General features: G+C 65.3%; 23 protein-coding genes and 1 pseudogene. 12 read left to right on the plus strand and 12 right to left on the minus strand.

From position 1 onward, the window contains the following. Positions 1 to 73 precede the first annotated feature (73 nt). Entirely contained in the window at positions 74 to 1,075 is a 1,002-nt protein-coding gene (locus ACJA3S_RS06960; protein ID WP_406821287.1) for an NADP-dependent oxidoreductase, read from the minus strand. A gap of 175 nt (positions 1,076 to 1,250) precedes the next feature. Here ACJA3S_RS06960 and ACJA3S_RS06965 point away from each other — a divergent pair, with 175 nt between their 5' ends. Further along, positions 1,251 to 2,012: an SDR family oxidoreductase gene (locus ACJA3S_RS06965; protein WP_186688943.1), complete on the plus strand. Its 762-nt coding sequence runs from the start codon at positions 1,251 to 1,253 to the stop codon at positions 2,010 to 2,012. A gap of 154 nt (positions 2,013 to 2,166) precedes the next feature. Here ACJA3S_RS06965 and ACJA3S_RS06970 read toward each other — a convergent pair whose 3' ends face one another. Beyond that, positions 2,167 to 3,324 (minus strand): MFS transporter, encoded by a 1,158-nt coding sequence (locus ACJA3S_RS06970; RefSeq protein WP_406821288.1) that lies wholly within the window; start codon positions 3,322 to 3,324, stop codon positions 2,167 to 2,169. A gap of 212 nt (positions 3,325 to 3,536) precedes the next feature. On the opposite strand from ACJA3S_RS06970, the gene ACJA3S_RS06975 reads away from it, so the two are divergent. From ACJA3S_RS06975 to ACJA3S_RS06985, 3 genes and pseudogenes are all read left to right on the plus strand, one after another. Further along, positions 3,537 to 4,934 (plus strand): PLP-dependent aminotransferase family protein, encoded by a 1,398-nt coding sequence (locus ACJA3S_RS06975; RefSeq protein ID WP_406821289.1) that lies wholly within the window; start codon positions 3,537 to 3,539, stop codon positions 4,932 to 4,934. Between the two features lie 668 nt (positions 4,935 to 5,602). Beyond that, a pseudogene (locus ACJA3S_RS06980) lies at positions 5,603 to 6,085 on the plus strand (methyl-accepting chemotaxis protein); the annotation flags it as partial. A 201-nt stretch (positions 6,086 to 6,286) separates the two neighbouring features. Continuing rightward, a complete protein-coding gene (locus tag ACJA3S_RS06985; protein ID WP_372241565.1) occupies positions 6,287 to 6,991 on the plus strand; it encodes a methyl-accepting chemotaxis protein in 705 nt (234 codons plus the stop codon). A 135-nt stretch (positions 6,992 to 7,126) separates the two neighbouring features. Here the strand turns inward: ACJA3S_RS06985 and ACJA3S_RS06990 are convergent, their stop codons facing one another. Then, the gene (locus ACJA3S_RS06990) at positions 7,127 to 8,317 is read right to left on the minus strand and encodes a benzoate/H(+) symporter BenE family transporter (RefSeq protein WP_406821290.1); all 1,191 of its coding nucleotides are present in this window, start codon (positions 8,315 to 8,317) and stop codon (positions 7,127 to 7,129) included. Positions 8,318 to 8,462: 145 nt separating this feature from the next. Here ACJA3S_RS06990 and ACJA3S_RS06995 point away from each other — a divergent pair, with 145 nt between their 5' ends. Beyond that, positions 8,463 to 9,065 carry a glutathione S-transferase family protein gene (locus ACJA3S_RS06995; RefSeq protein WP_406821291.1) on the plus strand — a complete coding sequence of 201 codons (603 nt, stop codon included), beginning with the start codon at positions 8,463 to 8,465 and terminating at the stop codon, positions 9,063 to 9,065. A gap of 134 nt (positions 9,066 to 9,199) precedes the next feature. Here ACJA3S_RS06995 and ACJA3S_RS07000 read toward each other — a convergent pair whose 3' ends face one another. From ACJA3S_RS07000 to ACJA3S_RS07020, 5 genes are all read right to left on the minus strand, one after another. After that, positions 9,200 to 9,571, minus strand: a complete 372-nt coding sequence (locus ACJA3S_RS07000) for a glutaredoxin family protein (protein ID WP_406821292.1) — start codon at positions 9,569 to 9,571, stop codon at positions 9,200 to 9,202. A 59-nt stretch (positions 9,572 to 9,630) separates the two neighbouring features. Continuing rightward, positions 9,631 to 10,176 (minus strand): GTP cyclohydrolase I FolE, encoded by a 546-nt coding sequence (folE, locus tag ACJA3S_RS07005; RefSeq protein ID WP_170028840.1) that lies wholly within the window; start codon positions 10,174 to 10,176, stop codon positions 9,631 to 9,633. A 70-nt stretch (positions 10,177 to 10,246) separates the two neighbouring features. Continuing rightward, positions 10,247 to 10,807, minus strand: coding sequence for a Smr/MutS family protein (locus ACJA3S_RS07010; protein ID WP_406821293.1), 561 nt, complete (start codon positions 10,805 to 10,807; stop codon positions 10,247 to 10,249). A gap of 216 nt (positions 10,808 to 11,023) precedes the next feature. Further along, the gene (locus ACJA3S_RS07015; protein WP_406821294.1) at positions 11,024 to 11,344 is read right to left on the minus strand and encodes a hypothetical protein; all 321 of its coding nucleotides are present in this window, start codon (positions 11,342 to 11,344) and stop codon (positions 11,024 to 11,026) included. Positions 11,345 to 11,396: 52 nt separating this feature from the next. Continuing rightward, positions 11,397 to 11,987: a cysteine hydrolase family protein gene (locus ACJA3S_RS07020; RefSeq protein WP_063911663.1), complete on the minus strand. Its 591-nt coding sequence runs from the start codon at positions 11,985 to 11,987 to the stop codon at positions 11,397 to 11,399. A 180-nt stretch (positions 11,988 to 12,167) separates the two neighbouring features. Here ACJA3S_RS07020 and prmB point away from each other — a divergent pair, with 180 nt between their 5' ends. Beyond that, complete coding sequence (prmB, locus tag ACJA3S_RS07025) at positions 12,168 to 13,076, plus strand: 50S ribosomal protein L3 N(5)-glutamine methyltransferase (protein ID WP_170028843.1); 909 nt, start codon at positions 12,168 to 12,170, stop codon at positions 13,074 to 13,076. Between the two features lie 159 nt (positions 13,077 to 13,235). Here the strand turns inward: prmB and ACJA3S_RS07030 are convergent, their stop codons facing one another. Next, entirely contained in the window at positions 13,236 to 14,018 is a 783-nt protein-coding gene (locus tag ACJA3S_RS07030) for a hypothetical protein (protein ID WP_406821295.1), read from the minus strand. Positions 14,019 to 14,083: 65 nt separating this feature from the next. Continuing rightward, entirely contained in the window at positions 14,084 to 15,043 is a 960-nt protein-coding gene (locus tag ACJA3S_RS07035) for an alpha/beta hydrolase (protein WP_406821296.1), read from the minus strand. A 188-nt stretch (positions 15,044 to 15,231) separates the two neighbouring features. Here ACJA3S_RS07035 and aroC point away from each other — a divergent pair, with 188 nt between their 5' ends. The 3 genes from aroC to ACJA3S_RS07050 all read left to right on the plus strand — a co-directional run bounded on the left by aroC (position 15,232) and on the right by ACJA3S_RS07050 (position 18,149). Further along, on the plus strand, positions 15,232 to 16,323 hold the full coding sequence (gene aroC / locus ACJA3S_RS07040) for a chorismate synthase (protein WP_406821297.1): 1,092 nt from the start codon (positions 15,232 to 15,234) through the stop codon (positions 16,321 to 16,323). Between the two features lie 132 nt (positions 16,324 to 16,455). Then, complete coding sequence (locus tag ACJA3S_RS07045; protein WP_406821298.1) at positions 16,456 to 17,613, plus strand: MFS transporter; 1,158 nt, start codon at positions 16,456 to 16,458, stop codon at positions 17,611 to 17,613. Continuing rightward, entirely contained in the window at positions 17,613 to 18,149 is a 537-nt protein-coding gene (locus tag ACJA3S_RS07050) for an oxidase (protein WP_406821299.1), read from the plus strand. Before ACJA3S_RS07045 ends, ACJA3S_RS07050 begins: the two co-directional genes overlap by 1 nt. 60 nt (positions 18,150 to 18,209) lie before the next feature. Here ACJA3S_RS07050 and ACJA3S_RS07055 read toward each other — a convergent pair whose 3' ends face one another. Further along, positions 18,210 to 18,482, minus strand: a complete 273-nt coding sequence (locus tag ACJA3S_RS07055; protein ID WP_170028849.1) for a DUF3509 domain-containing protein — start codon at positions 18,480 to 18,482, stop codon at positions 18,210 to 18,212. A gap of 268 nt (positions 18,483 to 18,750) precedes the next feature. Between ACJA3S_RS07055 and ACJA3S_RS07060 the strand changes: the two genes are divergently transcribed. Together ACJA3S_RS07060 and ACJA3S_RS07065 are read left to right on the plus strand one after the other, a co-directional pair. Beyond that, on the plus strand, positions 18,751 to 19,275 hold the full coding sequence (locus ACJA3S_RS07060) for an ankyrin repeat domain-containing protein (protein WP_406821300.1): 525 nt from the start codon (positions 18,751 to 18,753) through the stop codon (positions 19,273 to 19,275). A 59-nt stretch (positions 19,276 to 19,334) separates the two neighbouring features. Then, positions 19,335 to 19,865 carry a hypothetical protein gene (locus tag ACJA3S_RS07065; protein ID WP_186688992.1) on the plus strand — a complete coding sequence of 177 codons (531 nt, stop codon included), beginning with the start codon at positions 19,335 to 19,337 and terminating at the stop codon, positions 19,863 to 19,865. Positions 19,866 to 19,971: 106 nt separating this feature from the next. Here the strand turns inward: ACJA3S_RS07065 and ACJA3S_RS07070 are convergent, their stop codons facing one another. After that, the gene (locus tag ACJA3S_RS07070) at positions 19,972 to 20,910 is read right to left on the minus strand and encodes a ZIP family metal transporter (RefSeq protein ID WP_406821301.1); all 939 of its coding nucleotides are present in this window, start codon (positions 20,908 to 20,910) and stop codon (positions 19,972 to 19,974) included. Between the two features lie 125 nt (positions 20,911 to 21,035). Between ACJA3S_RS07070 and ACJA3S_RS07075 the strand changes: the two genes are divergently transcribed. Continuing rightward, on the plus strand, positions 21,036 to 21,227 hold the full coding sequence (locus ACJA3S_RS07075) for a PLDc N-terminal domain-containing protein (protein ID WP_170028853.1): 192 nt from the start codon (positions 21,036 to 21,038) through the stop codon (positions 21,225 to 21,227). The last annotated feature ends 54 nt before the right edge of the window (positions 21,228 to 21,281 follow it).

Genomic DNA, 21,281 nt, shown 5'->3' on the forward strand with positions numbered 1-21,281 from the left:
GCCGCCCACGCGGCGCTCGATCTATCCAGCGCTGATCCTCCCAAGGCCTACAGCTGCAAGCCCAACCCCGCAATCAAACCTTCAGCACCAACTTGCCAAAGTTCTCCCCACTGAACAGCTTCAGCAGCGTCTCGGGGAAGGTCTCCAGCCCGTCCACCACATCCTCCTTGCTCTTCACCTGCCCACTGGCCAGCCACCCGGCGATTTCCTGCGCGGCCTTGCCATAGTCCTTGGCATGGTCCATCACCACAAAGCCTTCCATGCGCGCACGGTTCACCAGCAGCGACAAGTAGTTGGCCGGGCCTTTCACCGCTTCCTTGTTGTTGTACTGGCTGATTGCGCCGCAAATCACGATGCGGGCCTTGAAGTTGATGCGGGTCAGCACGGCATCGAGGATGTCGCCACCCACGTTGTCGAAATACACATCGACGCCTTTCGGGCATTCGCGCTTCAGCCCAGCCAGCACGTCCTCGGCCTTGTAGTCGATTACCCCGTCAAAGCCCAGTTCGTCCTTCAGGTACTGGCACTTCTCGGCACCACCGGCAATGCCGACCACGCGGCAGCCTTTGATGTTGGCAATCTGCCCGACGATGCTGCCCACCGCACCCGCCGCACCGGAAATCACCACCGTGTCGCCGGCCTTGGGCTGGCCGACTTCCAGCAGGGCGAAGTAGGCGGTCATGCCAGTCATGCCCAGTGCCGACAGGTAGCGGGGCAGGGGCGCCAGGCTGGGGTCGATCTTGTGCAGGCCCTGGGCATCGCCGGTGAAGTAGTCCTGCACGCCCAGGGCGCCGCTGACATGGTCGCCCGGCTTGAAGCCGGGGTGGTTGGATGCGACCACCTCGCCAACGCCCAGCGCGCGCATCACCTGGCCAAGGCCCACGGGTGGGATGTAGGACTTGCCTTCGTTCATCCAGCCGCGCATGGCGGGGTCCAGCGACAGGTACAGGTTGCGCACCAGTACCTGGCCTTCGCCGGGTTGTTCGACGGCAACGCTGTCGAAGCTGAAATCGTCACGGCGCACGGCGCCGACCGGGCGTTTGGCGAGCAGGAAGCGGCGGTTGGTCTGGGTCATGGCAGGTCCTTGTGGGCAGTGGAGGAATCGGGCGTTAAATCTACCTTGTTGATGGAGGCAGGTCCGTAACATCACTGACAAGCATGGTAGCCCAACCGGAGGGGTGATGATGCTGCCCGGCCAGACGGTGGCTGACTATGCTTTGCACCCCACCCATTACTCTCAGGAGCACGCGATGAGCATGACCTTTTCCGGCCAGGTCGCCCTGGTTACCGGCGCTGCCGCCGGCATCGGCCGGGCAACCGCCCTGGCGTTCGCCCAGCAGGGCCTGAAGGTGGTGGTGGCCGACCTCGACGCGGTTGGCGGCGAGGCCACCGTGGCGTTGATCCGCGCGGCAGGTGGCGAGGCGCTGTTCATCGCCTGCGACGTTACCCGTGACGCCGAGGTGCGCCAGTTGCACGAGCGCCTGCTTGGCGCCTATGGCCGGCTGGACTATGCCTTCAACAACGCCGGTATCGAGATCGAGCAGGGCCGCCTGGCCGAGGGCAGCGAAGCAGAATTCGATGCCATCATGGGCGTCAATGTCAAAGGCGTGTGGTTGTGCATGAAGTACCAGTTGCCGTTGCTGCTGGCCCAGGGCGCTGGGGTGATCGTCAATACCGCTTCGGTCGCAGGGTTGGGCGCGGCGCCGAAAATGAGTATCTACAGTGCCTCCAAGCACGCCGTGATCGGCCTGACCAAGTCGGCGGCCATCGAGTACGCCAAGAAGGGCATCCGCGTGAACGCGGTGTGCCCGGCGGTGATCGACACGGAGATGTTCCGCCGCGCCTACCAGGCCGACCCGCGCAAGGCCGAGTTCGCCGCTGCCATGCACCCGGTAGGGCGTATTGGCAAGGTCGAGGAAATTGCCAGCGCGGTACTGTACTTGTGCAGCGACGGCGCAGCGTTTACCACCGGGCACTGCCTGACGGTGGATGGTGGGGCGACGGCGATCTGAACCGCTCTCGCAGGGCAATCACAGAGCGCAGCCATATCCCTGAACCTGGGTGTAGGAGCGGCCTTGTGTCGCGATGGGCTGCGCAGCAGCCCCGGCAATTTCATGCGGCGAGGCAGGGGTGGCGCTGCGCCGCCTTTCGCGACACAAGGCGCCCCTACACCGAGCGCGCCGCCTGCGCGGTCTTCACCGAACCGGACAGCAAGGCCAGCCCAAGCGCCATACAGGCCACTGTCAGTACCCCACCAAACACCAGCAAGGCCAACCCCGACCCCAGCCAGTCACTCAGCAGCCCGGTGAAGATCACCGGCAGGCTGAACCCCAGGTAGGCCAGCAGAAAGAACCCGGCACTGGCCCGGGTTTTCTCGCTGCCGGCCAGCTGGTTCACCGCCGCCAACCCGCCCAGGTAGATAAACCCGTAGCACGCACTGCTGGCTGCTACCGCCCCCAGCAACACCGCCCCGAGCCTGCCGCTGTCTGCTCCCCAGGCCAGCACGGCATAGCTGCACGGCAATATCAACAGCCCCAGCAGCGTGGCCGTACGGCTGTCCAGGCGCCGCGCCATCGGTTGGAACACCAGCCCGCAACTGATCACGCAAAAGGTCGAGAACCCCGACCAGACGCTTAGCCCATGCTGGCGCAGGATGCCTGGCAGCAAGGCGATGACCAGCCCCGAACATGCCCATGCCAGCAGGATCGCCAGGCCATAGCCGACGCTGCCACGCGGGTAGCAAGGCAGGCGCAGCATACGGGTGCGTTGTGCCGGGCGTGGGTCCGGCAGGCGCCATACCAGCGCCATGGCCACTGCCGCCAGCAGCAGTTGCCAGTAGAAGCTGCCCGGGGTCAGGCTGGGGCCACGCAGCAGGAACAGGCTGGTCAGCGCTGCGCCCAGGCCAAAACCCAGCGAGGTACTGGCGGTCACCCAGTTGGCGGCGCGAGGGCCGTGCTCGCTGCCCATCAGCTCGCCCATGTAGGCGGTCGCCGTGGCGGTGGCCAGGGCGGTGCCGAGGCCCAGGCACGCCCGCGCCAGGCCCAGCGTGTGCAGGCTGGGGGCCAGCAGTAGCAGCCCGGTGGCGAGCATCGACAGGGCCAGGGCGGCCAGGATCAGCGGCCGGCGCCCGACCCGGTCGGCCAGGCCCCCCAGGGCCAGCAGCACGGGCAAAACGCCGAGCACATAGCTGGCGAATGCGACCGCCGTGGCACCGGCGCCCTGGCCGGAAAGGTCGGCGTAAGCGATATACAACGGGGCCGGCAGGTTGACAGCCAGGGTGATCAGGCAGAGGGCGAAGGCCAGGCGGGCCGGAGCGAAGGGCATGGGGAGGGTCCTGGTTTGGTAGTGTGTGTGCCGTCCTCTTCGCCGGTGAACCTCGCATCCAAGCCATCAGCCGTGCAGCGCCTGTGGTGGCGGGTTTAGCCGCGAAAGGGCCAGCCCTGCCTACTCTGATGCGCGTCCATTCCACTCACCAGACACACCCTCAGCGCATTTATGCTTAACTGTTCGCTCAAAATCAGCAAACAGTCAACCTCATGCACCTGACCCTCGACCGCACCAGTGCTACGCCGTTGGTGCAGCAACTCACCGACCAGCTGCAAACCTGGATCGACCGGCAACGCTTGCGCCCAGGCGCGCGCCTGCCGTCGATCCGTGCCCTGGCCCGCAGCCAGGCGGTCAGCGCGTCCTGCGTGATCGAGGCCTACGACCGGCTGGTTGCCAGCGGCTGGCTGGAGGCGCGGCATGGCACCGGCTTTTTCGTGGCCGAGCGCAAACCCGGCCTGGCCGCGGACGACACCCAGCCCTGGGGCGAGGCTGCAGACGGTAGCTGGCGGCAATTCCGCGAGGGTCATGACGAACTGCTCAAGCTGGGCTGCGGTTGGCTGCCCAGCAGCTGGCGCGCCACCACCGAGCTGGCCCAGGCGGTGCGCCAGGTCAGCCGCGGCAACCCGCAGGACCTGTTCGATTACTGCCCGCCGCTGGGCCTGGCCAGCCTGCGCCAGCAGCTGCACAAGCGCCTGGCGCAGCAGGGCATTGTCGCCGGCCCCGAGCGCATCCTCACTACCCAGGGTGCCAGCCATGGCCTCGACCTGCTGGTGCGCACCTTGCTGCGCCCGGGCGACACGGTGCTGGTGGAGAACCCCGGTTACTACAACCTGTACAACTTGCTGCGTCAGCACCAGGTGCACATGCTGCCGGTGCCGCGTGGCGCCGAGGGCCCGGACCTGGCGACCCTCGAAGCGCTACTGGCCAGGCACAAGCCGCGTTGCCTGTTCATCAACAGCCTGTACCACAACCCCACCGGCACCAGCCTGACGCCCAAGGTCGCCTACCGTCTGCTGGAGTTGGCCCGCGAGCATGACCTGCGCATCATCGAGGACGATATCTACGCCGATTTCCAGGAAGGGCCGGCCACCCGCCTGGCCACCCTCGACAGTGAGCAGCGGGTCATCTATATGGCCAGCTTCTCGAAAACCCTCAGTAGTTCGCTGCGGGTCGGCTATCTGGTCGCCGACCCGGCATTGGTCGCGCGTCTGGCCGAGTTGAAGATGGTCAGCGGTATCGGCACCTCGCGTTTTGCCGAGCAGGTAGTGGGGCAGATGCTGGCCAATGGCAGTTACCGCAAGAGCATGCAGCGTCTGCGCGTACGCCTGGCGCAGCACATGGCGAAATTGCTTGGCCAGCTGGAGCTGGCGGGTTGGCAAGTGTTCTGCGAACCCTACGGCGGCATGTTCGTCTGGGCCCGCGTGCCGGGCCGCGATTTCGCCTGCCTGGAGCACTTGGCGCTGCAGCATGCGGTGCTGCTCACGCCAGGTAGTGCCTTCGATTACCAGGGCGCTGCCAGCACTTGGCTGCGCATCAATGTCGCCTATGGGCAGGACGCCCGCGCCCAGGCCTTCCTTCAGCACGCAGGGCGACCTCGGCAAAGCTGATAGCGACACTGTCGTAGCTATTTGACACTATTCTGACGTCAGGCCCTTGTTCAGTGGCTGGCAACGTTGCCACCCTTGGCCTTCCAGATAACCTCGCCAGCAGAAGGGGAATCGGCATGGGCACGAGCAAGCACGGTGTGCTGGCCAACCTGGGCATGGCCCGCAAACTCAGCCTGGGCTTTGCCCTGGTGCTGGTGCTGACCCTGGCGGTGGCGGCCATTGGCATCGCTGCGCTGTACAGCGTCAGCCAGCGCTTCGACAGCTTGCGCCAGCTGGGCCAGTTCAATACCGACCTGCTGCGCCTGCGCCAGCATGAGCAGGCGTTTGCCCTGCGTTCCGACATCCAGCAGGCCGAGGCCCTGCGCAGCGGCCTGCAGAGCCTGGTCGAACGCGCCCGCGGCCTGCCGGCGCTGGCCGCGACGGAAGCCGAGCTGACCGCCTATGGGCAAGCGTTCGAAGCCTTTGTCGAGGCGGTGCAGGCCAAGGAGCTGGCACTGGACATGGCCAGCTGGTCGGTGTCCAGCGTGGCCAACAACCTCGATGTGCTGCAGGCCGGCCTGGCCGATGATGGCGTGTACACCCTCAAGCAGTCGCAGGGGCAGCAGGGCGGCGAGTTCCTGGAGCAGGCCGCGCAAGTGGCGCAGGTCTCGCGGCTGATGCTGCAGGCCATGGACGAAGCGCGGGTACGCCTGGAAAAAAGCCGCAAGGGCGAAGAAGGCGTCAGCCAGGAGCGCATTGCCCAGACCGTCGAGGCCGCCAGCCTGGTCGGCCAGCTACAGGGCGCGGTCAGCGATGCTGGCTACCAGAGCGTGCTGGGCGAAGTGGCAGGGCACATCGGTAGCTTCTCGGAGAAACTCAACGAATACACTGACCAGCTGGCCCGCGAGCAGGGCCTGAAGGCGCAGTTGCAGGCCAGTGCCGAGCAGGTGACCGGGCGCGTCGACCAGGCCTACCTGGGGCAGGAGCAGGCGCTGCAGGGTGAACTGCAGCGCAACGCCGTGGCGATTGGCGTGGCGACGGCGCTGGCGCTGCTGGTCGGTGTGCTGGCTGCCTGGCTGATCACCCGCGCCGTGGTCGGCCCGCTCAGGCATGTGATTGCCCGCGCCCAGCGCATTGCCGCCGGTGAGCTGGGCTTCGACGCCCAGGCGCCACGCCGTGATGAAGTAGGGCAGCTGATGCAGGCCATGCAGCAGATGGCCGAGGGCCTGTCCGGCATCGTCAGCGGTTTGCAGCAGGGTATCGAGCAACTGGCCGGTAATGCCCAGGCGCTGTCGGCGGTAACCGAGCAGACCAACCGCGAGGTGGGTAGCCAGAAGGACGAAACCGAACAGGTGGCGACCGCCATGCAGCAGATGACCGCCACCGTCCACGATGTCGCGCGCAACGCCGAGGAGGCGGCCCAGGCGGCTCAGGCGGCGGACGAAAAGGTCGATTCCGGGCAGCAGGTGGTGCGCCAGAGCATGCAGCGCATCGAGCAGCTGGCGGCGGCGGCGGAAACGGCCAGCGCCGGTATCGACAGCCTCAGTGCCGAGATTCACACCATTGGCGACGTGCTGGAAGTGATCAAGAGCGTGGCCGAGCAGACCAACCTGCTGGCGCTCAATGCGGCTATCGAAGCGGCCCGTGCAGGTGAGCAGGGGCGTGGTTTTGCCGTGGTGGCTGATGAGGTGCGTGCGCTGGCGCGGCGTACCCGGCAGTCTACCGAGCAGATCGAGACCCTGGTCGCCAGCCTGCGCGGCAATGCCCAGCAGTCGGTGGCGCAGATCCGGGGTAGTACCGAGTTGGTGCGTTTGGCGGTGGCCGATGCGCTGCAGACCGAAAGCGCGTTGGGCAGCATTGCGGCGGCGGTGTCATTGATCCAGCAGATGAACCAGCAGATTGCCGCGGCGGCCGAGCAGCAGAGCTCGGTGGCCGAGGAGATCAGCCGCAGCGTCACGCAGATCCGCAGCAGTGCCGACCAGGCGGCCCTGGCAATGCAGGACAATGCCCGGTCGAGTGTCGAGCTGGCACAGTTGGGCACCGACCTGAAGGGGATGGTGGGGCATTTCAGGTTGTGATCTGGGCCTGGGGCTTGTGCTGCCTGTACCGGCCTCTTCGCGGGCACGCCCGCTCCCACACTGCCCTCAGATTCAGTGGTATCCCTGTGGGAGCGGGCATGCCCGCGAAGAGGCCGGTACAGGCAACAAATACCTTCAGGCCCTGCGCGGGTTGAGGATCATCAAGGTCAGTACCCCCGCCACAATCCCCCAGAACGCCGAGCCGATGGAGAACAAGGTCAACCCCGAAGCCGTGACCATGAAGGTGATCAACGCCGCCTCCCGCTCACGCGCCTCGCTCATGGCCACGGTCAACCCGTTCATGATCGAGCCGAACAGTGCCAGCGCCGCAATCGACAGCACCAGCTCTTTTGGCAGCGCCGCAAACAGTGCCGCCAAGGTCGCGCCAAACACCCCGGCAATGCCATAGAAAATCCCGCACCACACCGCCGCGGTGTAGCGTTTGGCCGGGTCTTCATGGGCATGTGGCCCGGTGCAGATCGCCGCGCTGATCGCCGCCAGGTTGACCCCGTGCGAGCCGAATGGCGCCAGCAACAGCGAGGCAAAGCCGGTGGCCGAGATCAGCGGCGAGGCCGGCACCTGGTAGCCATCGGCGCGCAGTACGGCCACGCCGGGCATGTTCTGCGAAGTCATGGCCACCACGAACAGCGGAATGCCGATGCTGATGGTCGCTGCCAGGGAGAAGCTCGGCGTGGTCCACACCGGCGTGGCAGCCTCCAGGCGGAAGCCGCTGAAGTCCAGCAGGCCCAGGGCGCCGGACAATGTCGTGCCCACCAGCAGCGCGGCCAGCACGCAGTAGCGCGGCGACAGGCGCTTGACCAGCAGGTAGCTGAAGAACATGCCCAGCACCAGCAAGGTGCGGTGTTGGGCGGCGACGAAGATTTCGCTGCCGATCTTGAACAGGATGCCCGCCAGCAGCGCCGACGCCAGCGAAGCCGGGATGCGTTTGACCAGGCGCTCGAAGCTGCCGGTCAGGCCACAGATCAGCACCAGGACAGCGCAGGTGATGTAGGCGCCGATCGCTTCGCCATAACTCACCCCGCCCAGGCTGGTGATCAACAGGGCGGCACCCGGGGTGGACCAGGCCACGGTGATTGGCGTGCGGTAGCGCAGCGACAGGCCGATGCTGCATACCGCCATGCCGATCGACAACGCCCAGATCCACGAGGAAATCTGCGCGCTGGTCAGCCCGGCCGCCTGGCCGGCCTGGAACATCAGCACCAGCGAACTGGTATAGCCGGTGAGCATGGCGATGAAGCCGGCGACAACCGCCGACGGGGAGCTGTCCGCCAGTGGCCGCAGGCGAGCGGAAGTGGCATCGGTCATGAACAAAATCCTTGTAAAGGTGTAAGCAGTTTTTTCAGACTACAGCGCGCAAGAATGATCCTTGCCATACAGCGGCCATTGCTTTTAGCCGTACAGTCGCCAACTATTGGGCGCAAACGCACAACTGCTTGGGAGTGAAGGGGCGATGTACAAGGTCTATGGCGACTACCAGTCGGGCAATTGCTACAAGATCAAGCTGATGTTGAGCCTGCTGGGCCGGCCGTATGAGTGGCGCCCGGTGGACATTCTCAAGGGCGAGACGGAAACACCTGAGTTTCTGGCCATGAACCCCAACGGCAAGGTGCCGGTACTGCAGCTGGAAGACGGCAGCTACCTGTGGGAGTCCAATGCCATTCTCAACTTCCTCGCCGACGGCAGCGAGTTCCTGCCGGTCGAGCCGCGCCTGCGTACCCAGGTGCTGCAGTGGCAGTTCTTCGAGCAGTACAGCCATGAGCCGTACATTGCCGTGGCGCGTTTCATCCAGTTCTACCTCGGTTTGCCGGATGAGCGCGTGGAGGAATACCGCAAGCTGCACAAGGGCGGCTACAAGGCGCTGAGGGTGATGGAGCGGCAGTTGCAGATGACGCCCTACCTGGTCGGTGACCAGTACTCGATTGCCGATGTGGCGTTATATGCCTATACCCACGTGGCGCATCAGGGTGGCTTCGACCTGGCCGATTACCCGGCAGTGAGGGCCTGGCTGGAGCGGGTCAGCAGCCACCCGCGGCATGTGCCGATGGTGGGTTGAACCGCGCCAAGGTTGTGCCTGCCGGAGAACTGCGGTTTGTGTCGCGAAAGGAGGGCGAAGCGCCGCGTGCTTGCAGCTTCGCCGCGTAGATTATCGGGGCCGCTTTGCGGCCCTTTCGCGACACAAGGCCGCTCCTACAGGGCAGCGAACCGCTCGTCCAGGTAGGCAATGATGGCCTTGGACTCATACATCCAGGTCACCTTGCCGGCTTCTTCAATGCGCAGGCACGGCACTTTCACTCGGCCGCCGCCTTCTGCCAGGGCCTGGCGGTGTACCGGGTCGTTCTTGGCATCGCGCAGCGCCACCGGCACGTTCAAGCGGTGCAGGGTGCGGCGGGTCTTGACGCAGAACGGGCAGGCATGGAACTGGTACAGCGCCAGGCCCTTGGCCGCTTGTTCGACGCGGGCCTGGGCGGCGGCGTCGCGCTTGCGCTTGGCCGGGCGGCTGAGCCAGTCGACGAACACGATGAGCTGGCCGAGGCCAACCCGCAGGGCTTTGACGATCATGGGCAACTCCTGAACATGAAAAAGCCGACCCGCAGGGTCGGCTTGGGGGCGACAGCCAATCACTTGATCAGGCTGAGGAACTCGCTGCGGGTGGCGGCGTTTTCGCGGAATTCACCCAGCATCACCGAGGTGATCATGGTCGAGTTCTGTTTCTCGACACCGCGCATCATCATGCACATGTGCTTGGCCTCGATGACCACGGCGACACCTGCCGCACCGGTGACCTGCTGCACGGCCTCGGCGATCTGGCGGCTGAGGTTTTCCTGGATCTGCAAGCGGCGGGCGTACATGTCGACGATGCGTGCCACCTTCGACAGGCCGAGGACCTTGCCCTTGGGCAGGTAAGCCACGTGGGCCTTGCCGATGAACGGCAGCATGTGGTGTTCGCACATCGAATACAGCTCGATGTCCCGGACCAGCACCATTTCGCTGTTGTCGGAGCTGAACAGCGCGTTGTTGGTGACTTCTTCCAGTGTTTGCTCATAACCGCGGCAAAGGTATTTCATCGCCTTTGCAGCCCGCTTGGGCGTGTCGAGCAGGCCCTCACGGGAGACGTCCTCGCCCAGCTGGCTGAGGATCTCGGTGTAGTTCTGTTCCAGGGACATGGATCTACCTGTGGGAAAAAATCGCAAAAACGAAGGGTACGGCGGCGAGGGCGGCGCTGCAAGCGCGGCGTTATTCGTCGCGGCCTTCGAGCATGGTTCGCTTGAGCATCACATACACCGCGCCGGTGCCGCCGTGGCGGGCGCTGCACGAGGCAAAACCGAGTACCTGCGGGTGCTGGCGCAACCAGGTGTTGACGTGGCTCTTGATCATCGGGCGCTTGCCGTCCAGGCGTGCGGCCTTGCCGTGGGTAACGCGTACGCAGCGCACTTCCAGCCTGGTGGCTTCGGCGATGAAGTCCCAGAGGGTTTCGCGGGCCTTTTCCACGGTCATGCCGTGCAGGTCCAGGCTGCCTTCGAACGGGATCTGCCCCAGCTTGAGCTTGCGCAACTGGCCTTCCTGCACGCCGTCGCGACGCCACAGCAATTCGTCTTCGGCGCCAACGTCGATGACGAACTGGTCGGACATGCCGTCGATCACCAGGGCCTTGTCACTGCGCACCGTCGCCGCCTGGCGCAGGCCGGCCAGCTGCTGGCGGTCGGCCTTGGGTTTGCCGACGTCGGCGCGGTCGTGCCGGATCGGCTTCACGCCGCGCACTTCGGCCTTGAACAGGGAAAAATCGTCGTCTTGCATGATGCCTCCACATGGGCGGCGTAGTTTACGCGACTGCAGAGCGGTATGCAGCCATGTCGGGCCTGCCTGGCCTTTTGTCGGAGCGGCCTTGTGCCGCGAAAGGGGGCGAAGCGCCCCTCGGGAATCCAGCTTCGCCGCTTGCATCTGCGGGGCCGCGTTGCGGCCCTTTCGCGACGTAAGGCCGCTCCGACAAAGACCGCCTACGTAGCGTGGCGGTCAATCGTGCTTCTTCATCAGGTGCGGCGCCAGGTTCAGCTCGCGCCCACGCCGCAGGCGAATGCGGCTGCGGCGCCAGAAGCGCACGCCCAGCCACAGCAACAGCAAGCCCGCCACGCTCAACATGCCGGACAACGGCTTGTTGGCATTGAGTTCCGCCAGGGCAGGGTAGTTGCCCAGCAGGCCGGCGACACCGGCCATTGCCAGCAGCACGCCCAGCGTCGCCAACAGGGCCGCCAGGCCGGCCGCCAGCCGCGCCCCCCAGTTGCGCGGTTCGCGCGGGCGCAGGCGCTTGGCGTCGAAACTGCCTTTGAGCTTCATTCCGCTCTCCTCTGTGGATATCCGGAATTCGACCTGGGGCCCTTTATCGCGTTCAGATCAGGCTGGCGGTAGGGGCCACGCAAGCGAAGTTGTCGGCCATCACGGCCATTTCGCACTGGTGAATTTGCGCGGCCGGGATCACCCCATCCTTGAATGCCAGGTCGCGGGTCGCCGAAGCGTCTTCCACCAGGGTGCAGCGGTAACCATAGTCCTTGGCCCGGCGCACGGTGGTGCTGACACTGGAATGGCTCATGAAACCGCACACGATCAGGTCCAGGTGGCCCAGTTCCTGGAGGGTCTCGTGCAGCTTGGTGTTCTTGAACGCGTTGGGCATGCGCTTTTCGATGACGATTTCGCCTTCCAGCGGCTCCAGCCCCGGAATGAACTGGCCGGCCGGCCCCTGTGGGTCGAAGCGGCCACCGACGGTGCCCAGGTGGCGAACATGGATGATCGGACGGCCGCTCTTGCGCGCGGCGTCGAGCAACCTGGCGATGTTGGCCACGGCCTCGTCCATGCCCGACAGCGCCAGGGGCCCGCTGAGGTACTCCTTTTGCGCATCGATGATGATCAGGCTGGCGTGGCTCAGCTTGGCCGGCGGGTAATCGCGGCCAGTGAGGCGGAACATCGTGGTTGGAACGGACATCAAGGGCTCCTTGGGTAGGGCTTTTGTATACCTATTCTCCCCTGCCTTGGCGCCAATGGGAATGGTTGACAATGCAAGCGGCATGATTACTGGCCTGTGGCCGGCCGGCAGGCGATCCGAGGGAACAAATGTGCGGTCGGGGCTGTTAGACTTTTGTCCGGTCTGAATTAGGAGTACCCCGTGATCACATCCCGTCTGCGCACGCTGCGCGACTACATCCGCTGGGCGGTCAGCCGCTTCCACGAGCACGACCTGTTCTTCGGCCACGGTGCCGACAACGCCTGGGACGAGGCCCGCCTGCTGGTGCTGGGCGCAGTGCATCTGCCGTGGGAGGTGGCCGACAGCTACCTGGACTGCCGCCTCGAGGACGATGAGCGGGTGCGCCTGCAGCACCTGCTGAAGCGCCGTATCGAAGAGCGCGTGCCGGCTGCCTACCTGCTGGGCGAGGCCTGGTTCTGCGGCATGTCGTTCATCGTCGACCCGCGTGTACTGGTGCCGCGTTCGCCGATTGGCGAGCTGATCGAGAAACGCTTCGAACCGTGGCTGGCCAGCGAGCCGGCGCGCATTCTCGACCTGTGCACCGGGTCGGGCTGCATCGGTATCGTTGCCGCCGATGTGTTCCCCGACGCCGAGGTGGTGCTGGCCGACCTGTCGTTCGATGCGCTTGAAGTGGCCAACCAGAACATCGAGCGGCACGGCCTGGACGGGCGCGTTTATACGGTGCAGGGCGACGGTTTTGCCGGTTTGCCAGGGCAGCGTTTCGACCTGATCCTGTCCAACCCGCCGTATGTCGATGCCGAGGATTTCGACGACATGCCGGCCGAGTACCACCATGAGCCTGAGCTGGGCCTGGCCTGTGGCAACGACGGCCTGGACCTGGTGCGGCGCATGCTGGCCGAAGCGGCCGACCACCTGACCGACAAGGGTTTGCTGATTGTCGAAGTGGGCAACAGCCAGGTGCATGTCGAGGCGTTGTACCCTGAGGTGGACTTCGCCTGGCTGGAATTCGAGCGCGGCGGGCATGGGGTGTTCATGCTGACTGCCGAGCAGTGCCGCCAGCATCAGCAACTGTTCAAGGCCCGGGTCTGATTCATTGGGGCTGCGTTGCAGCCCATCGCGACACAAGGCCGCTCCTACAGGGATACCGTCATCCCGGTGCTACGCGGTCTCCTGTAGGCGGCCTTGTGTCGCGATGGGCCGCAAAGCGGCCCAATTCCCACCGAGCACCAAAGGCCAGGCGGGGCGCTGTCAGCGCGTGGCAATCCAGATCAGCAACCCCGCCTGGAACACCGCAAAGGCCACCAGGCAGGTGATGGTAAAGCGCAAGCCGCTGTCTTCGCGCTGGTACTTGGCAACGCGTTCGTCGCGCTCACGCAGTTGCGCTTCCTTTTCCTGCAACTGCTGGTCCGCCTGCTGCAGCAGGCTGGCCGCATCGAGGATCTCCACCCGCTGCACGTGCTCGCTGTTCCAGGCCCCCTTGAGCTGGCTCACCGTGGTTTCCACGGTACGGCCTTTCAGGTGCTGGCCGTCCTCGTACTCCACCTCGATGCCGACCCCGCGCAGGCAGTGGTCGCGGCGCAGGCGCGAGTCTTCGTTCAGCGCATCCTTGCTCGGCAGCGCCATGCCCTCGACCCGGTAATGCGACCACTTGCGCTGCAGCCACTGCACGGCCTGGGCCAGCAGGAAGCGGCCCAGGCCACGGTTCAAGGGTTCCAGTTGCAGGCCGGTTTCGGCACCAATACGTACCAGGCGTTCGCCATGGTCGACGCGGATGTCCAGGCGGTTCTGTTCCTTGTGCACCTTCTGGCCTGGCAGTTTTATTTCCATGCGCAGCAGGCTGTGGGCCTTGTCGTGGCGCTCGGCATAGCCGAACTGCACGAAGCGCAGCGGCCGTGCACCGGTGCTGCGGTCGGTGGGCAGGGCAGCCAGGCGCAGCAGCTGGAAGTGTTCGACGGTCAGCTCGGCCCAGGGCAGGGCCGGGCTTTCCTGGGATTCTTCGGCCGGTTCGGCGGCGGCGGGGGTGGTGGTCATCAGGGCTAGTCCTCGGCTATGCCTGCTGTATCGGCAGGCAGGCCCGAGACCTGAGCCCGGTTACCTCACGCCGAAGGCAAATGCTGGATGAACGTCACGATCCGCTCACCCAGCTCGCGCGCCAGCGGCAGCTCGGGGTTGAGGTAGCTGTCGCGCTGCTGGCTCATGCCCTTGGGGCTGATGCGCAACATATGGTTCATGCCGTCGATCAGCACCAGCTGGGCATCCGGCTTGGCCGCCTTCAGGCGCTCGGCGTCGTCCACGTCCACCTGCACGTCGTTGCGCCCCTGCACGATCAGTGCCGGCATGGGCAGGCGGGCAAACGCCGCAGCCGGGTTCTGCCGGAACAGTGAAATCAGGTAGGGCTGCACGCTGGGGCGGAACACCTGGCGCAGCGGTGCCGGCACTTCCAGGCTGGTTTGCCCGGCCTGCAGGCGGTCGAGCAGGGCACTGCTACCGGCCAGTTGCGCTGGCGGCAGGCGCTGGGCCAGCTGTTCGCGCAGCACTTCGGCCAGCGGCCGGCCACTGCCGGCCAAGGTAATCACCGCGCTGGCACCGGCCTGTTCGGCGGCCAGGCTGGCGATCAGCGCTCCTTCGCTGTGGCCGACCAGGATCAGCGGGCCAAAGCGTGGGTCGGCCTTCAGCTTGTGGCTCCAGGCGACCACGTCGGCCACGTAGCGCTCCACGCTGAGGTCACGCTCGTCGGGGGTGGCCGGCTGGCTGGCGGCCACCCCGCGCTTGTCGTAGCGCACGCTGGCGATGTGTTCGTTGGCCAGCAGCAGGGCCAGGCGCTTGAGGTTGTCGACCCGGCCCGAGGCCGGGTTGTTGCCGTCGCGGTCGGTGGGGCCGGAGCCGGCGATGATCAGCACCACTGGCGGCGGGGTGGCCTGCAGTGGCAGCAGCAGGCTGCCGTGCAGCACACCCTGGCCGGTATCGAGGTCGATCGGGCGTTGCAGCACGGTGGGGGCGGCCTGGGCCAGGCTGGTGCACAGCAGGAACAACAAAGCGACGAGGCGCGACATCATGCGGTACTACAGTGGGGAGATGTCAGTTTGACCCTATGTCCACGGGAAGGTTCTCGGCCTGGGCAGGGCAGGCTCGGCCTCTTCGCCGGTAAACCCGCTGCCACGGGTTCACGATGCCCAGCACAGGCGGGCATTCCATCTGTATACTGCCGCTTTCGTTCACTTCAGGCAGATCTCGCGGAGCGTCCATGTCCGGCAATACCTACGGCAAGCTGTTCACTGTCACCACCGCTGGCGAGAGCCATGGCCCGGCGTTGGTCGCCATTGTCGATGGATGCCCACCGGGCCTGGAAATTTCCCTGGCCGACCTGCAGCACGACCTCGACCGGCGCAAGCCCGGCACCAGCCGGCACACGACCCAGCGCCAGGAAGCCGACGAGGTGGAGATCCTCTCCGGCGTGTTCGAAGGCCGCACCACCGGCTGCTCGATCGGCCTGCTGATCCGCAACACCGACCAGAAGTCCAAGGACTACTCGGCGATCAAGGACCTGTTCCGCCCGGCCCACGCCGACTACACCTATCACCACAAGTACGGCATCCGCGACTATCGCGGCGGTGGCCGCAGCTCGGCCCGCGAAACCGCCATGCGCGTGGCCGCCGGCGCCATCGCCAAGAAGTACCTGGCCACCCAGGGCATCACCGTGCGTGGCTACATGAGCCAGCTGGGGCCGATCGAGATTCCGTTCAAGAGCTGGGAGTCGGTGGAACAGAACGCCTTCTTCAGCCCCGACCCGAGCAAGGTGCCGGAGCTGGAGGCCTACATGGACCAACTGCGTCGTGACCAGGACTCGGTAGGCGCCAAGATCACCGTGGTCGCCGAAGGGGTGATGCCGGGCCTGGGCGAGCCGATCTTCGACCGCCTGGATGCCGAGCTGGCCCACGCGCTGATGAGCATCAACGCGGTCAAGGGCGTGGAAATCGGCGCCGGCTTCGCCAGCGTGGCCCAGCGCGGTACCGAGCACCGTGATGAGCTGACCCCGCAAGGCTTCCTCAGCAACAACGCGGGCGGCATCCTCGGCGGCATCTCTTCGGGGCAGCCGATCGTTGCCCATCTGGCGCTGAAACCAACCTCCAGCATTACCACCCCGGGCCGCTCCATCGACATCGACGGCAACCCGGTGGACGTCATCACCAAAGGCCGCCACGACCCGTGCGTGGGCATCCGTGCCACGCCGATCGCCGAGGCGATGATGGCCATTGCGCTGATGGACCACCTGCTGCGCCACCGCGCGCAGAATGTCGATGTGAAGGTGAATACCCCGGTGCTCGGCCAGCTCTGATTCGCCAGTACCGGCCTCTTCGCGGGCATGCCCGCTCCCACAGGTTCATCACCGCTTTCAGAGTCTGTGGGTTCCCTGTGGGAGCGGGCGCGCCCGCGAAGAGGCCGGCACAGGCCCCCACAAGGGCATCCCATGCAGCAACCAATCCCCTACTGGCGCCTGTCCAGCTTCTACCTGTTCTACTTCGCCCTGCTCGGTTCCACCGCGCCGTTCCTGGCGCTGTACTTCGACCACCTGGGCTTCTCTGCGGCGCGCATCGGCGAGCTGGTGGCCATCCCCATGCTGATGCGTTGCGTCGCCCCCAACCTGTGGGGCTGGCTGGGCGATCGCACCGGCCAGCGCCTGCTGATCGTGCGCCTGGGCGCGCTGTCGACCCTGGCCACGTTCGCCCTGATCTTCTTCGGCAAGAGCTATGCCTGGCTGGCGCTGGTCATGGCCCTGCATGCGTTCTTCTGGCATGCGGTGCTACCACAGTTCGAAGTCATCACCCTGGCCCACCTGCACGGGCAAACCGCCCGCTACAGCCAGGTACGCCTGTGGGGCTCGATCGGCTTCATCCTCACCGTGGTCGGCCTGGGCCGGCTGTTCGAGTGGCTGAGCCTGGATATCTACCCGGTGGCCCTGGTCACGATCATGGCCGGGATCGTCGCCGCCAGCCTGTGGGTGCCCAATGCCCAGCCGCTGGAGCAGGGCGAGCGCCGCAGCGCCGGCGGCTTCCTGCAGCAGTTGCGTGCCCCCGGGGTAATCGCGTTCTATGCCTGCGTGGCGTTGATGCAACTCAGCCACGGGCCCTACTACACCTTCCTCACCCTGCACCTCGAACACCTGGGCTACAGCCGCGGTGCCATCGGCTTGTTGTGGGCCCTTGGCGTGGTGGCCGAAGTGCTGGTGTTCATGTTCATGAGCCGGGTATTCGCGCGCTTTTCCGTGCAGCGGGTGCTGTTGGCCAGCTTCGTGCTGGCGGCGCTGCGCTGGCTGTTGCTGGGTAATCTGGCCAGCGAGCCGGCAGTGCTGGTATTCGCCCAGTTGCTGCATGCGGCCACCTTCGGTTGCTTCCACGCCGCCAGCATCGCCTTCGTCCAGGCCAGCTTCGGCGCCCGCCAGCAGGGCCAGGGCCAGGCACTGTATGCGGCGCTGTCCGGCACTGGCGGGGCGCTGGGGGCGTTGTATTCGGGCTATAGCTGGAACCTGCTGGGGCCCACCTTCACCTTTGGTATGGCCAGTGCCGCAGCCTTGGCCGCAGCCGTTATCATTGCCCTTTGTTCGCCACCGACCAGGACCCGCCCCTGATGAGCATTCTCAGCGTTTTCCACACTTCCAGCCCGGAACTGCCGAACAAGGTGCTGACCCATCACGATGACATCGCCGCCACCCTGGCCGAACAGGGCGTGCGATTTGCCCATGCCGAAACTGGCCTGCGGGTGCGCCCGGGCACGGCCCACGAAGAGGTGCTGGGCGCCTGCCGGGAGCACCTGGACCGGTTGATGACAGCGCACGGCAGCAAAGCCTTCGTGGTGCTCAACCGTGACGGCGCCGACCCGGCGCAGGTAGACATACGTGATGAACACGTGCATGACGCCGACGAGGTTTTTGCCATGATCAGCGGGCGTGCCCAGGTCGGCCTGCGTGCGGGCGACTGGGTGTATTCGCTGCTGTGCGAGAAGGGCGACCAGCTGGTGGTGCCGGCCGGTACTCGGCGCTGGGTGGAACTGGGTGATACGCCGTTTTGCCTGGCGTTGCGCCTGTATGCTAGCGAGCAAGGCGCGCAGCCGCGGTTTACCGGGGATGAAAGCGCCAGGGCATTTCTTGGTATCGACGAGTTGTGAGGGTATTACCGGCCCGCTCGCGGCTTTCCCGCGAAGCGGCCGGTAACGCCCATCCAAGACTCAGCGGTAAGTTGGCAAGGCAAAGCGCTGCTGGCTCTGCAGCATGGAAATCACCGGCAACTCGCTGGCCTGCTCGGCCAGGTCACGGCGAATGGCACTGATCGCCCACGACAGCTGTTCGGCGCTATGCAGTTGGCCGTAGGTCAGCACCCGACGGGTCACCTTGCCGTCGGCCGCGCGCAGGGTCAGCAGGATGCCGCCGTCCGGGCGGGGCTGGGTAGTGACCTGGTAGGCTGGAAATACCGAGACGAACTTTTCCTGGATGAGGTCCATATCAACTCCTGGCAGGTTTGGTAGCAATCGTGAACAGGTAGATTGCAGTGAACGTGCCAAGAGTTTTGTTTTGCAAAAACCGTTTAAAATCAGAGGGTTAGTGTAGTTTTTGAAATGGTGGGCCGTGCAATCTGCAAGGTCGTGCATTTTGCACAGTGCATTTTGCACGGTCAGCCTGTTGCCTATCGGCTCGATAGAAACTGAACCTTTGACCGGCAACCGGGGCCTGACAAACACTTGGGCAATGTTTGATGCCAGGAGGTTCCCGATGTCCACCCAAGCCGCACCCACCACCATGAGCGAAGACGAGGCGGCCGCATTCGCCGAGCAGGTCTTCGACCGTGCCCGCCAGGGCGATGCCGAGATGCTCGGGCGCCTGCTGGCCAGCGGCCTGCCGGCCAACCTGCGCAATCACAAGGGCGACACCTTGCTGATGCTGGCCAGCTACCACGGTCATCACGACGCCGTGCGGGTGCTGTTGGCACACGGCGCCGACCCGCTGATTGCCAATGACAACGGCCAGTTGCCCATCGCCGGCGCCGCGTTCAAGGGCGACCTGGCCATGATCCGCCTGCTGCTCGAGCATGGCGTGCCGGTGGATGCCGCCGCGCAGGATGGCCGCACCGCCTTGATGCTGGCAGCCATGTTCAACCGCGGCGAAATCCTCGATTACCTGCTGGCCCAGGGCGCCGACCCGGCGCGCCAGGATGCCCGCGGCGCCACCGCGCTGATGGCGGCGCAAACCATGGGCGCAGTGGATACCGCAGCACGGCTGCAAGCGCTGGCCGGCTAACCGCAAGGGGGCGTTTGCGGCTATCCTTGGCGACTTTTCACCCGTCGCAGGCCCCTTTCATGAAAACTCAGTTGCTCGAATTCATCAGCCTCATTGGCGCTGGCTGCATGCGCGAGGAGGACATCGAGCGCATCGCCGACGAAGCCGCACAGGCCTACGCCGACCCGGCCGCCTTCCTCGCCGCCAACCCCGACATCAACTACGACGACAGCTTCCCTATCCCGCTGGGCGAATGGGTGGTGCTGGGCAGCCTGCCGGACACCGTGGTGTTCCAGGCCGACAGTTACCAGGAGCTGTTCGAGCAGATCAGTGCTTCGTTCGACCAGAGCGTACCGTTCACCCTCAAGCCCAAGCAGCTGGCCCGCACCGAGCCGCTGACCGCGCTCAACCGTATCCAGGTGCAAATGGGCGCGCTGAACAAAGAAGCAGGGGGTTATGTACTGCTCAATTTCAGCCAGTTGCTGGATGACGAGTTGCAGATGGTGATGGTGGGGCAGAACGACCTGGCACGGGTGCTGGAGCTGGGGGCGGAAGTGGGCATCAAGGTCGAGCCTGCCCTGGAAGCGTTGAAGGTAGCGGTACATGTCTGACGGCACCTTTTGCCCCTTCGCGGATGAATCCGCTCCTACAGGCCCGTTGATATCCTTGTAGGAGCGGATTTATCCGCGAAGAGGCCGGCCCAGGCAGCTGATGACTTCAGCCCAGCGCCGTATCCAGAAACATCATCACCGCAAACCCACCCATCAGCCCCAGGGTCGCCGTGGTCTGGTGCCCGTTGCGGTGGGTTTCGGGAATCACCTCATGGCTCACCACGAAGATCATCGCTCCCGCCGCCAGGCCCATGCTGACCGGGTAGGCCAGGGCAAAGCCGGTCGAGATGCCCAGGCCGATCACTGCGCCCAGTGGCTCCATCAGCCCCGACCCGATCGCCACCAGGGCCGCTTTCAGGTTCGACAACCCGGTGGCCCGCAAGGCCAGCGCCACGGCCAGGCCTTCGGGGATGTCCTGGATGGCGATGGCGGTGGTCAGCGGCAGGCCGATGTTCATGTCACCGTTGGTGAAGCTCACGCCAATCGCCATCCCTTCGGGCAGGTTATGCAGGGTGATCGCCAGCACGAACAGCCACACCCGGCTGAACCGCTCGGTTTCCGGCCCGGCCACGCCGACCCTTTCGTGCTCGTGCGGGGTAAAGCGGTCCAGGCCGAGCATCAGCAGCACGCCAAGGCCCATGCCCAGCACTACGGTAAGGGCCGCAGCAGGGCCATTGCCGGTGATTTCCCGGGCAGCGTCCAGGCCCGGCAGAATCAGTGAGAACGAGCTGGCTGCCAGCATCATGCCAGCGGCAAAGCCCAGCATCACGTCCTGGCTGCGCGTGCTGACGTCACGCAGGACCACCGCCAGCACCGCACCCAGGGCGGTCGCGCCGAAGCCGGACAGCCCGCCCAGCGCCGCCAGGTGCAGGTGCTGAGCATGGTCGCCGTGGATCGCGTTCCACAGGCTTGCCCCCAGCAGTACCAGCACTGCCAGCAGGCTCAGCGCCAGGCCGGCGCCGATCCACGGGCTGTTGTTGATCTGCTGGCGCCAGGCACTGATGCCTGACGGCGGGGCGATGCTGTGGGTGTGTGCGGGTGGCATGGCAACCTCGAAATCAGTGGATGGGCCAGTTTATGCAGTGACCTGCGCAAACGGCCAAGGATTCCCTTCTATCGACGTGATAGCTGGCTATGCTGTGCAGCAAAGCCTTTGACAGGAGTTTTGCCATGGGGTCGATGTTCAACAGCCTGGTCGGGCTGATCATCCTGGCGCTGGATATCTGGGCCATTCTCAATGTAGTCAGAAGTGCCAGCGAGGTGGGTATCAAGGTGCTGTGGATCCTGCTGATCGCCTTGTTGCCGGTAGTGGGGCTGGTGATCTGGGCGATAGCCGGGCCGCGGGGAAATGTGCGTATCTGAGCGCCGCAACGGACAAAACCGGCAACACCCCCGTGACAAAATTTTCACATTGGG

Source organism: Pseudomonas sp. KnCO4, assembly GCF_045344305.1.
GTDB classification, from domain to species: Bacteria; Pseudomonadota; Gammaproteobacteria; order Pseudomonadales; family Pseudomonadaceae; genus Aquipseudomonas; species Aquipseudomonas anuradhapurensis.